Consider the following 11,642-nt stretch of genomic DNA (forward strand, 5'->3'; position numbering starts at 1 on the left):
CAGGTGACGCGGGCAGCGCTCCAGCAGTTGCGCCGTGGCGATGACCTCCTGAAAGCCGGTCTGGTGCAGGCTCATCTTGCGGGCCCCCAGAAAGGCGGGCACCTCGTCGCCCTCCACCACCTTCATCGTGCCGGGGGGCAGGCCGTAATCCACCGCGTCAAAGACGATCAGCGCCTCGGCCTCTTCCAGAAAGGGCAGCAGATAAAGGCCCTGCGTGCCGCCATCCAGCAGCGTGACCGAGGGCGGCAAGGCAAGGCTGTCGGCCATCGCCTCGATACAGCGCACGCCAAAGCCTTCATCGGCCCACAAGACATTGCCGATCCCCAGAATGAGGATGGTTTGCGGATGTGCTGGCACGGGCTTCCTCCCTGAAGCTGGCTGGCCTGAACCTTTGCTGGCCGGGCCTTTGCGGGCCTCTCGTATCCGACAGTATACTTTTCAGCCAAGGCCAGAGGCGAAAAGTCGCAGCCTGCGCATATTTTATGCAAACACATGACAGAAAAGAAAAATCCCGCCTGTGGGGGCGGGATTTTCCGGGGCAATACGACAAGACAGGCACCACATTCTGACAAAACTGGAAACTATACTTCCAGCCCCTTCACTGCGGTCAATCCGGGCGGTCATCCTTGAAGGTGCGGTGGCCCGAGATCATGGTGGAGACCATGCTTTGCCGCGACATGATGTCCTCGCGGATGGCGGCATAGATGTGGATGATCATGAAGATCACGATGGCCCACATGCCCAGATGATGCAGCGTGTGCAGGCGCTGCGTGTTCTGCACCAATGCGATCAGCCAGCCGAACATGAGGTCCGGCAGGCTGCCCTGCCCCGCCCCTTCGGCATAAAGCGCCCAGCCGGTGACCAGCATGAAGGTCAGGCCCAGCGTCATGAAGAAGAACATCGCCAGCTGCGCCAGAGGGTTGTGGCCGATATATTTCTTCGGCTCGGATTCCAGAAAGAAATACCAGCGCAGCTCGAAGATCAGCTCGTGCCAGAAGCGGCGGCTGAAGATCGGCAGCACGAACATTTGCCGCGCATGGTGATTGCCCATGAAGGCCCAGTAGATGCGGCCGAAAAACATCACCGTCATCACCTGCGCCGCCGCGAAATGGGCAAAGCGGATATAGCCCATCACGAACTGGTCATAGGCCTCGGCGATCTGCATCGAGGGCAAGGGCCGTCCGATCAGATAGCCGGTGACGATCAGAAGGGTGATGCAGGCGGCGTTGAGCCAGTGCCACAGCCGCACCGGGGCCTCGTAGACGTAAACCGAGGTGCGGCGGCGCAGGCTTTCCAGATCGGCGGCGGTGGCGTCGCCGGTGAGGCGGGGCGCGTCGGGGGCCAAGACTTCGGGGGGCGGGGCGTGCGGGTCGCTCATGGCATCACCCGGCGATCAGCAAAAGGCCCGAAGCCGCGATGCCGGCGCCAAGCGCGCCCTGCACCAGACGCCCGACCAGCCCGCCCGCACAGGCCCGCGCCAGCAGAATGCCCGCCAGATGCAGCGCTGTCGTCGCCAGCAGGAAGCCCGCCAGATAGGCCGTGGCCCCGCCGGTGGCCTCGGTCGCATGGGCATGGCCATGGGCAGAGGCAAAGCCCGCAATGGCCAGCAAGGTCACCAGCGTCAGCGCCCCCGGTTGCCCCGCGCGGGCCAGCAGCACCAGCAGACCAAAGACCAGCACCGAAGCCGTGATGGCGCTTTCCACGCCGGGAAAGCCGATCCCGGCCCAGCTTGCGGCGGCGCCAAGGCTCATGGCCCCCAGAAAGCTGGCTGCCCCCGCCCAGACCCGGCCCGGCAGGGCAAGGCCCGACCAAAGCCCCACGGCCAGCATTGCCAGCAGGTGATCGAGACCCAGCAGCGGATGCGCGAGCCCATGCACAAAGCCCGTCACATGCCCGGCGCCGGTATGGGCCAGCGCAGGCGCGGCGATCAGGGAAAGCGCAGCGGTAAATGCAAGTTTCTTCATGGTTTTCCTCCCTCAACGCACCTTGACCGCGGCCATTTCCTGACCATCGGGCGACATCACATGGGTCGAGCAAGCCAGACAGGGGTCAAAGGAATGCAGTGTGCGCAGAATCTCCACCGGCTCCTCCGGGCGTTCCATCTTGGTGTCCATCAGGCTGGCCTCGAACGCGCCGATATTGCCTTGCACATCGCGCGGGCTGCCGTTCCAGGTGGTCGGCACCACGCATTGATAATTCTCGATCCGGCCATCCTTGATGCGAATCCAATGACCAAGCGCGCCGCGCGGCGCCTCGGTCATGCCGACGCCCTTGGCCTCTTTCGGCCAGGTCGACGGGTCCCATTTCTCGACATTGGCGGTGGATTGATCGCCGTTCTTGATGTTCTGGATCAGCTTGTCGAAGAAGTGCTTTTGCAGCCGCCCGCAATATTCGCTTTCCAGCGCCCGCGCGGCGGTGCGCCCCAGCGTGGAGAACAGCGCCGAGACCGGCAGGTCCATGGTGCGCAGCAACCCGTCGACCTGGTTCTTGATGTCTTCATGCCCCTTGGCATAGCCGACGATATAGCGCGCCAGCGGCCCGACCTCCATCGCATGCCCACGCCAGCGCGGCGCCTTGATCCAGGAATATTTGGCGCCCTCGTCCAGCTCCTGAATATTCGTCTTGGTGCCCTTGGCATTCGGCCCCAGCTCGAATTTCGGGCTGGTCTCGCCGTCCCAGGGGTGCAGGCCCTTGCCCGGCTCGCCATACGTATACCAGCTGTGATCGACGAATTCCTGCACCTGCTCGGGGTCGCGCGGATCGACGTCATGCACCTCGTTCAGATTGCCATTGATGATGGCCCCGCGCGGCAGATGCAGCTGGCCGGGGCTGAAATCATTGGGATTTTCCGGGATGTCGCCATAGGCCAGCACCGATTTCGACGACAGTCCGCCGCCATAAAGCCAATTGCGGTAAAAGCCGCCAATCGCAATCACATCGGGGATATAGACGTTGCGGTTGAACTCGTTGCACTTGTCGATGATCGAGGAAACGAGGTTCAGCCGCTCCATATTGATCGCGCCGACCGAGCCCACGCCGTCAATATTGATCGGGCAGGGCACGCCGCCCACCAGCCAGTTCGGATGCGGGTTCTTGCCGCCAAAGATGGTGTGAACCTTCACGATCTCTTTCTGAAGGTCCAGCGCCTCCAGATAATGCGTGGTCGCCATCAGATCGGCCTCGGGCGGCAGCAGATAGGCCGGATTGTCCCAATAACCGTTCTTGAACAGCCCGAGCTGGCCGCTTTCGACGAATTTCTTCAGCCGGTTCTGCACATCGCGGAAATAGCCGGGCGAGGAGAGCGGATGGCTGGGCGAGACCTTCTGTTGCAGCTCTGACGTGGCCTTGGGATCGGCGCGCAGGGCATTGACCGGGTTCACCCAATCCAGCGCGTGCAGGTGATAGAAATGCACGACGTGATCATGGATTTGCAGGTTCAGCTGCATCATGTTGCGGATGGAATTGGCATTGTCGGGGATCGAGATGCCAAGCGCGTCCTCCACTGCCCGCACTGAGGTGAGGGCATGGGTGCCGGTGCAGACACCGCAGATGCGTTCGGTAAAGGCCCAGGCGTCGCGCGGGTCGCGGCCCTTCAGGATGACCTCCAGCCCGCGCCACATGGTGCCGGTGGACACGGCGTTGCGGATGATGCCGTTCTCATCCACATTCACCTCGCAGCGCATATGGCCCTCGATCCGGGTCACCGGGTCCACGACGATGCGTTTGCCGCTGGTATCGAGGTTGAAACCGTTGGGGGTGGAAACCGTCATGATCAGCCCTCGACCTTGTCTTGCGTCTTTTTCTGCGCCCGTTTCAGCGCGCTGATGGCGGCATGCACCGCCACCGCCCCGCCCACGACCCCGGCGGCGCCCATGCCGATCTGATCGGCATTGGCCTCGATTCCGAATTGCTTGATGGTGGTCAGCCGGTCATAGAAGCTGCCCTGATCCCAGAACCCGTCCTCGGAACAGCCGATGCAGCCATGGCCGGACTGGATGGGAAAGCTGGTGCCCTCGTTCCAGCGCACGGTGGAGCAGGCGTTATAGGTGGTCGGCCCCTTGCAGCCGACCTTATAGAGGCAATAGCCTTTGCGCGCGTTCTCATCATCCCAATGTTCGACAAACTGCCCGGCGTCGAAATGCGGGCGGCGATAGCATTTGTCATGGATGCGCTGGCTGTAGAACATCTTCGGGCGGCCCTGCCGGTCCAGCTCGGGCATGCGGTCGAAGGTCAGCATATAGGTGATCACCCCAGTCATCACTTCGGCGATCGGCGGGCAGCCGGGCACCTTGATGATGGGCTTATCGGTGATGACCTTATGCACCGGGGTGGCGCGGGTCGGGTTCGGCGCCGCCGCCTGCACGCAGCCGTAAGAGGCGCAGGCGCCCCAGCTGATGATGGCCTTGGCGCCTTCGGCGGCGTGGCGCAGCTTTTCGACGAAAGGCTTGCCGCCGGTGATGCAGAACATCCCGTCCTCGTTCAGCGGCGGGTTGCCCTCCACGGCGAGGATGTAATTGCCGTGATATTTCTGGATCGTCTCCTCGAAGGCGGCCTCGGCGGCATGGCCTGCGGCGGCCATCAGCGTGTCGTCATAATCGAGGCTGATCATGCTGAGGACGACATCCTTGGCCAGCGGATGCGCCGAGCGGATGAAGCTTTCGGAACAGCAGGTGCATTCCAGCCCATGCACCCAGATCACCGGCGTGCGCGGCTTGGTCTCCATCGCATGTGCGATTTTCGGCACGAAGGCCGGGCCAAGGCCAAGCGCCGCCGCCGTCAGCGAGCAGTATTTCATGAAGCTGCGGCGGGTGATCCCCTGCCGGCGCATCACGTCGTAAAAGGTCTCGATTGTCGCCAAAGCGCCCTCCCTCGTCAGCCTGGCTGCCCGGTGCGCCGGGCCTTATGCGTGGTCTGGATCAGGGGTGCCGCAAGGCAGGGGGGCGGCGCAAAGGCAAAAGCGTGCCGCGCGAAATCAGGTTTTTCTTATCATAGACAATGGCTTGGAGATCATGCGCCCGGCCAGCCATGGTCAGCATCCTGCCATGGCGCAGGCGCAGCCGGTCAGCGCGTTTCCGCCTTGCGCAAATGCCGCGCCGCCGCAACCATGGCCTGACCCAGTGCAAGCCCGCCATCATTGGCCGGAACGCTGCGATGGGTCAGCACCGGCAGATCGCCCAAGCCCCATAGCACCGCGCTCAGAAGCTGCGGGTTCTGAAAGCACCCGCCCGACAGCGCCACCGCCTGCGCGGCCCCGCTTTCCACCAGCGCGCGGGCCTCGGCGGCAAAGGCCAGCCCCAGCCCAAGGTGAAAGCGCTGCGAGATAAAGCCCGGCCTGACGCCGCGCGCCAAATCCTCGCGGATCTGCCCCCACATCGGCGCGGGGTCGATCTGACCGCCCTGCTGCGCGAATTCATAGCCACCGCCCTGCCCCTGCGCGAGCCTTGAGGCCAGCGCCTCCAGCCGCATCGCAGCCTCGCCCTCATAGCTTTGCCGCTCCGGGCACAGGCCCAGCACAGCGGCCACAGCCTCGAACAGCCGCCCCGCGCTGGAGGACAAAGGCGCATTCACCCCCGCCGCCGCCATGCGCCGGATCACATCGCGGGGCGCCGCCGGGAACAGCGCATCCGCCCAATCGCCCAGCCCCGCCTGATCCAGCCGCATCAGCGCATTGCGCCACGGCTCGCGCGCGGCGGCATCGCCTCCGGGCAAGGGGGCGGGGGTCAGATGGGCAGGGCGGGTGAAGCCGGTGTAATCGCCCAGCAGCAGCTCGCCGCCCCAGATCGTGCCCTCCGGCCCCAGCCCGGTGCCATCCAGCACGATCCCCGCCACCTTGCCGCCCCCCAGCGGCCACAGGTTCTCGGCCAGACAGGCGGCGAGATGGGCATGGTGGTGCTGCACCCGCTCCAGCGGCAGGCCTGAGGCCTCCGCCGCCTGTGTGGCGCGAAATCCGGGGTGCAGGTCACAGGCCGCCACTGTGGGGCGATGATCGAACAGCGCGGCACAATCGCGCAGGGCGCGGGCATATTCCTCGGCGGTTTCGGCCTCGTCCAGATCGCCCAGATGATGTGACAGCATCGCCTGCCCGTTCTTCGTCAGGCAGATCGCCGCCTTCATCTGGCCACCAAAGGCCAGCACCTGAGGCGCGCCCTCAAACCCCGGCGGCAGTGGCAGCGTGCCCGGCACCCGCCCCCGCGCGCGGCGGATCACCATAGGCGGGTCGGCACGCTCCACCCCGTCATCCAGCCGCCGCGCGATGTCGCGGTCATGCAGCAACATGCCATCAGCAAAGGCCGAGAGCTTGGCCCGCGCCTCGTCATTGCCCACCACCTGCGGCGCGCCGGACAGATTGCCGCTGGTCATCACCAGCACGCCGCCAAAGCCCGCGATCAGCAGGTGGTGCAAGGGCGTATAGGGCAGCATCACCCCCAGCGTCGCCATGCCGGGCGCCACCGCCTCGGGCAGCGCGCCCCGCGCCCGCACCAGCACCACCGGCGCGGCAGGGTCGCGCAGCAGCGCCAGATCGGCAGGCGTCAGATCGGCCACCTGCATCAGCGCGGCCTCGGTGCCCATCAGGGCAAAGGGCTTGGCGGGGCGGTGCTTGCGTGTGCGCAGCAGGGCCAAGGCCTGCGGATTGGCGGCATCGCAAGCCAGATGAAAGCCGCCCAAGCCCTTCACCGCCACCACACCACCCGCCCGCAAACAGGCCACCGCCTGCGCGATGGCCTCGCCCGACTGCTCGACCCCCGCACGCTCGAACCACAGGCGCGGGCCACAGGCCGGACAAGCCACCGGCTGCGCGTGAAAGCGACGGTCGGCGGGGTTGCCATATTCCGCCGCGCAATCGGGGCAGAGCGGAAACTCCGCCATGGTGGTGCGCGCCCGGTCATAGGGCAGGCCTTGCAGGATGGTGAAACGCGGCCCGCAATGGGTGCAGTTGGTGAAGGCATAGCCCTGCCGCCGCCCCGGCGCAAAGATCTCGTCCCGGCAGGCCGGGCAAGTGGCGGCATCCGGCGTCACCCTTGTTTCCGCGCCCGCGCCCTGACTGGCCGCGATCACGAAATCCTCGGGCGCGGCGCTGAACAGATGCGCGCGCACCTCCACCGCATCCACCCTCGCCAGAGGCGGCCCCCGGTCGCGCAGGGCCGAGGCCAGCTCGGCCACCCGCGCGCCGCAGGCCAGCACCAGCACCCCCTCGGGGTCGTTCAGCACCTGCCCGGCCAGCCCCAGCTCTTGCGCCAATTGCCAGACGAAGGGACGGAACCCCACCCCCTGCACCTGCCCCCTGACCCGGATCGCCACGCCCTGCTGTTTCATCTGTTCCCAAATATCCCGGGGGTGCGGGGGCAGAGCCCCCGCCTTTGCCCTCTCAATGCACCGTGCAGACCATGCAGGGATCAAAACTGCGCACCACATGCTGCACCGCCAAGGGCGTCTCCTCGCCCGGCTGCACCGGCACGCCCGCCAAGGCCGCCTCAACCGGCCCCGGAGCGCCTGCACTGTCGCGCGGGCTGAAATTCCAGGTCGTCGGAGCCACGATTTGATAGGCGGCGATGCGCCCGCGCTCGATGCGCAGCCAATGGCCAAGCGCGCCGCGCGCGGCCTCCACCAGGCCCTCGCCCACACCATCACGCAGTGTGGTGGGGCCGGACATGAAGCTGGCCTCGGGCCGGATGCCGCGCGCCAGATCCTCCAGCAGCAGCTGGCTGCGCGCCAGTTCCAGGAGCCGCGCCGCCACCCGCGCCAGCACGCCGCCTTGCGCGGCCAGGTCGCGCGCGAGCGGGTGGCCGTCGACCACCTGCCGGGCCAGCGCGCCGGTCTCCATCGTCTCGCCCGCCAGACGCGGGGCCTTGCACCAGCTATAGGCGCTGTCGCGCATCTCTTCATCGGGGTCGGTCACGCCCTGCGACGGATGCGCCGCAGGGCCAAGCATCCAGGAATGGCTGAGGTCTTCTGTGATGCCGCGCGTGTCGAGCGGCGCCAGCGCGCCACCCCGCCACAGGCCCGGCGCGAAACCATGGCCGCCCTCCAGCGGATAGGCCCCGAAGGACAGATACCGCCCGGCCCCCTGCCCCAGCCGCGCCAATCCCAGATCGGCAGCGATGCGCAGGAACAGCCCGGCATCGCCGGTTTGCCAGTTCAGCAGCGCATCCGTGCTGGTCAGCGCGATAAATTCCTCCAGCGGGGCGCCGAACACCACCCCTTCCAGATGGCGGCGAAAGGCGGAAAGGCTGGCCAGAATGCGCGCCTGATCGCGAGCCGTGGGTGCCCGCGTCACCCCGCCCGGCTGGATCGCCAGCGTATGCGGCCATTTCCCCGCCAGCATGCCCACCACATGCAGCAGCGCCGCGCGGGCCTCCAGCGTGGCGCGCTGCGCCGCCCCCTCCATCGCGGTGAAGCGCGCCACCGCCGCGCCATGCCAGTCGCGCCCGGCATAGGGGGCGCGGGTGAAATCGGGCATGAAGAACAGGTTGAAATGGGTGAGATGGTCGATGACATTCTCGATGGCATGGATCAGCGCCGCCACCCGCTCGCCCTGCGGGGTGGGGGCCATGCTACAGGCCATGGCCAGCGCCCGCGCCGCCGCCGCCGATTGGCTGATCGAGCAGATGCCGCAGATGCGCGGCACGATGGTCAGGGCGTCGCGCGGGTCTTTGCCCGGTAACATGCGCTCAAACCCCCGATACAGCGGCGAATTCACCCGCGCCTCGGCCACCTGCCCGTCGCGGATGTCGAGCCGGATTTCCAGATCGCCCTCCACCCGGTTGAACGGGCCGACGATCAGGCGGCGGTCCCCCTCGCTCATCGCGGTTTCCTCAAGGTCGGCGGCACCTCCACCCGGTCGGCGGTGGCATTGCGGGCGATACGTTCGGGCGTCGCGGCTTTGGACAGCGAGGCCAGCGCCATGAACCAGGCCTTCGGCATATCGGTCGGCAGGCCCACCGGGATGCCCGCGATCTTGGGCGTTTCGGTGAAGCTGTGTCGGGGTTCCTCGAATTCCGGGGCGGTGCAGTTGATGCAGGGATAGCCGCCGCGCGTGCAACTGCCCTGCCCGTTCCACGGCCTTATATTGCAATCGCCCACGGCCTGCGTGCCGATACAGCCCAGATGCTCCATCATGCAGCCCATTTCCGACAGGCTGCGCGCGCTGGCCTTGTATTCGTAGAACTCGTTCTTGGAGCAGCCGTGATGCACCAGATGATCGGCATAGAAGCGCGGGCGGCCGAGCGCATCCAGCGCGGTTTCCTCCAACTGCCCGGCGGCCAGCAGCAGCAGGGTTTCGGTCACCCAATCCGGATGGGTCGGGCAGCCCGCCACATTGATCACCCGCCGCCCCGAGCGCGCGCGGAACCCGGCCTCCAGCGCGCCACCGGGGCGGGCGCCGTCATATTGCACCCCCACCGCATCGGACGGGTTGCCCCCCGCCGTGGTGATGCCGCCATAGGTGGCGCAGGTGCCCACGGCCACCACATCGCCCGCCAGAGGCGCGAGGCGGCGCAGCCAGTCCAGCATCGGCATTCCGGTGCCCGACAGGATCTGATAGCGCCCGGTGCCACGCGGGCCGGTGGCGATCGAGCCCTCGACGCACAGCACATCCAGCGCCACGGCGCCTGCCTCGATGGCGGCCAGCAGCGCCCGCACCTCGGCGCCGCTTTCCACACTCAGCGCCGGATGCCACAGCAAGCGGATGCCCGCCCCCGCCAGCAGGTCCAGCACATTGGGGGATTCGGCGCAAAGCAGCGACATGGTGCAGCCCCCGCAGCCCGCCGATTGCAGCCACAGAACATTCATGCCGCGCCCTCCGCCAGTGGCAGCTCCAGTCGGAACAGCGCCCCCTGCGGCCCCGGAAGGTGCAGCAGATGGCCGCCATGTTCCTCGGCGATCTTGAGGCTGATCGACAGGCCCAGACCGGTGCCATGGCCCACGGGTTTGGTGGTGAAGAACGGGTCAAAGATCATCGCCGCCGCCGCCTCGCTGATGCCCGGCCCATTGTCCTGCACGCTGAGGCAGCCCATGCCGCCCTCGGTGGAAAGATGCAGGCTGACGCGCGGTGCGGGCTGGCCCGCCACAGCATCCACCGCGTTCTGCACAAGGTTCATCACCACCTGCTGCACATGGCCGGGGCGACCCCGCACCAGCAGCGGCATCTGGCCGGTGATCTGCAAATCCGCCGCCTGCCGCGCCCCGCGCAGCACCCAATGCGCGCCGATCCGCGCGCATTCCGCCAGATCCAGCGCCACCAGCTCGCCCGAGCCATCGGCGGACAGGCGGCGCAGATCCTCCACGATGTCACGCACGCGCTCGGCCCCCTCGCGCGCGCCGCCCACGGCCTCGCGCAGGTTGCGCAGCTCGCGGTCCAGCCGCAACTCCTCGCGCAGGCGCACCAGCTCGGCCCGGTCCGCCCCCGCCTGCACCCGCTGGAAATAGGCCTCGAACTTGGCGGCATAGCGTTCCAGCGCATGTGCATTGGCATAGACAAAACTGATCGGGTTGTTCAGCTCATGCGCCACCCCGGCCAGAAGGCGGCCCAGCGAGGCCAGCTTTTCGCCGCGCACCAGCTGTGCCTGCGCTGCCTTCATCTCGGCATGGCTTTGTTCCAGCTGCGCATAGGCGCGGCGCAGCTCGCCCACCGGGCGCCCGGCCAGCACCATGCCCACCACCCGCCCGCGATCATCCAGCCGGGGCGACAGCACCGCCTCCACCGGCATCGGATCGGGCCGCGCGGCCAGCGTGAACTCCAGCACCGCCCGCGCCCGGCTGCGCGTCACCTGCGCGATCATCGCCGCCAGCGCGGCATGATCCGCCGGATCGACCAGCGCCGCCAGCGGCTGCCCCAGCAAGGCCGAGGCGGGGGCGCCCATCCCTTCGGTGACCGAGCGGTTGACCTCCTGCACCACGCCCAGCCGGTCCAGCACGATCAGCACATCCGACACCGAGGCAAAGACCGAGGCCTGAAACTGCCGCAGGTCTTCCAGCTCGCGGTTCTGCCGCTCCAGCCGCTCCTGATGCGCGACCAGTTCGGCATAGGTGCGGTCCACCGCGCTCAGCACCTCGGCCCAGGCCGCATCGCTCAGATCGGCCGCCGGGGGCGTGGGGCTGTGGCTGGGGGGCTGCGGCATCCGGCTTTCCTGAGGCGCATTTCTGGGGACGCTTTCTTGGCGCGCCTGCCTCAGGGGACACAATCGCGCGGGTGGCGTCAAGGGGCAGGCCCTTCAAGATGCTGGACAGGGCGGGCGGCTTGGCACAGACTTTTGGCCATATTCGTTGATTCTTCGCGCTGAATTTTCACGTCATCCGGGCTTTCCGGGAGGTTTATTGTGCTGGGTCTGGTGAATTTGACCAGTTTTGCGGCCAGCCACGCCCTGCTTCTGGATGCAGACGGGGCGCATGTGCTGTGCGTGGGCATCAAGGCCAGTTTCGATCTGCCCCCCAGTTGCGACCGGCCCGAAGGCGGCGCGCCGCTGCTGTCACCGGATCAGGAGCCGGTGATGCTCTCGCCGCGCCATCTGGCCGATGATCCGGCCCGTAGCCTGCTGCGCGAGGCCGAGCTGACGCTGGATCATCCCGGCACCGATGTGATCGTGAACGCGGTGGCCCATGCGCCGGGCGGGCGGGCGGTGGCGCGGCTGCCGGTGGCGGTGCAG

The 11,642-nt window shown here is 67.1% G+C and carries 10 protein-coding genes; 1 reads left to right on the top strand and 9 read right to left on the bottom strand.

What is annotated here, in order from left to right:
* From JNN06_RS04780 to JNN06_RS04820, 9 genes are all read right to left on the bottom strand, one after another.
* A partial coding sequence (locus JNN06_RS04780) for a HyaD/HybD family hydrogenase maturation endopeptidase (RefSeq protein ID WP_291238449.1) occupies window positions 1-357 on the bottom strand: 357 nt, incomplete at its 3' end.
* Between the two features lie 250 nt (window positions 358-607).
* Window positions 608-1,378 (bottom strand): Ni/Fe-hydrogenase, b-type cytochrome subunit, encoded by a 771-nt coding sequence (gene cybH / locus JNN06_RS04785; protein ID WP_291238450.1) that lies wholly within the window; start codon window positions 1,376-1,378, stop codon window positions 608-610.
* A gap of 4 nt (window positions 1,379-1,382) precedes the next feature.
* Window positions 1,383-1,964, bottom strand: a complete 582-nt coding sequence (locus tag JNN06_RS04790; RefSeq protein WP_291238451.1) for a HupE/UreJ family protein — start codon at window positions 1,962-1,964, stop codon at window positions 1,383-1,385.
* Between the two features lie 12 nt (window positions 1,965-1,976).
* Window positions 1,977-3,770 carry a nickel-dependent hydrogenase large subunit gene (locus JNN06_RS04795; protein WP_291238452.1) on the bottom strand — a complete coding sequence of 598 codons (1,794 nt, stop codon included), beginning with the start codon at window positions 3,768-3,770 and terminating at the stop codon, window positions 1,977-1,979.
* A 2-nt stretch (window positions 3,771-3,772) separates the two neighbouring features.
* Window positions 3,773-4,858: a hydrogenase small subunit gene (locus JNN06_RS04800; RefSeq protein ID WP_291238453.1), complete on the bottom strand. Its 1,086-nt coding sequence runs from the start codon at window positions 4,856-4,858 to the stop codon at window positions 3,773-3,775.
* Between the two features lie 203 nt (window positions 4,859-5,061).
* Window positions 5,062-7,314 (bottom strand): carbamoyltransferase HypF, encoded by a 2,253-nt coding sequence (gene hypF, locus JNN06_RS04805; RefSeq protein WP_291238454.1) that lies wholly within the window; start codon window positions 7,312-7,314, stop codon window positions 5,062-5,064.
* A gap of 52 nt (window positions 7,315-7,366) precedes the next feature.
* Window positions 7,367-8,803: a nickel-dependent hydrogenase large subunit gene (locus JNN06_RS04810; protein WP_291238455.1), complete on the bottom strand. Its 1,437-nt coding sequence runs from the start codon at window positions 8,801-8,803 to the stop codon at window positions 7,367-7,369.
* Window positions 8,800-9,789, bottom strand: coding sequence for a HupU protein (locus JNN06_RS04815; RefSeq protein ID WP_291238456.1), 990 nt, complete (start codon window positions 9,787-9,789; stop codon window positions 8,800-8,802). Before JNN06_RS04815 ends, JNN06_RS04810 begins: the two co-directional genes overlap by 4 nt.
* On the bottom strand, window positions 9,786-11,117 hold the full coding sequence (locus JNN06_RS04820) for an ATP-binding protein (RefSeq protein ID WP_291238457.1): 1,332 nt from the start codon (window positions 11,115-11,117) through the stop codon (window positions 9,786-9,788). The genes JNN06_RS04815 and JNN06_RS04820 overlap by 4 nt, the downstream gene beginning before the upstream one ends.
* 210 nt (window positions 11,118-11,327) lie before the next feature.
* Between JNN06_RS04820 and JNN06_RS04825 the strand changes: the two genes are divergently transcribed.
* A partial coding sequence (locus JNN06_RS04825) for a DUF2169 domain-containing protein (RefSeq protein WP_291238458.1) occupies window positions 11,328-11,642 on the top strand: 315 nt, incomplete at its 3' end.

The organism is Gemmobacter sp., assembly GCF_016792925.1.
Classification (GTDB): domain Bacteria; phylum Pseudomonadota; class Alphaproteobacteria; order Rhodobacterales; family Rhodobacteraceae; genus Gemmobacter.

Excerpts from the sequence above, each read along its gene's own strand:
- cybH (WP_291238450.1), bottom strand. The coding sequence starts at position 1,378 with ATGAGCGACCCGCACGCCCCGCCCCCCGAAGTCTTGGCCCCCGACGCG.
- JNN06_RS04790 (WP_291238451.1), bottom strand. The coding sequence starts at position 1,964 with ATGAAGAAACTTGCATTTACCGCTGCGCTTTCCCTGATCGCCGCGCCT.
- JNN06_RS04795 (WP_291238452.1), bottom strand. The coding sequence starts at position 3,770 with ATGACGGTTTCCACCCCCAACGGTTTCAACCTCGATACCAGCGGCAAA.
- hypF (WP_291238454.1), bottom strand. The coding sequence starts at position 7,314 with ATGAAACAGCAGGGCGTGGCGATCCGGGTCAGGGGGCAGGTGCAGGGG.
- JNN06_RS04810 (WP_291238455.1), bottom strand. The coding sequence starts at position 8,803 with ATGAGCGAGGGGGACCGCCGCCTGATCGTCGGCCCGTTCAACCGGGTG.
- JNN06_RS04815 (WP_291238456.1), bottom strand. The coding sequence starts at position 9,789 with ATGAATGTTCTGTGGCTGCAATCGGCGGGCTGCGGGGGCTGCACCATG.
- JNN06_RS04820 (WP_291238457.1), bottom strand. The coding sequence starts at position 11,117 with ATGCCGCAGCCCCCCAGCCACAGCCCCACGCCCCCGGCGGCCGATCTG.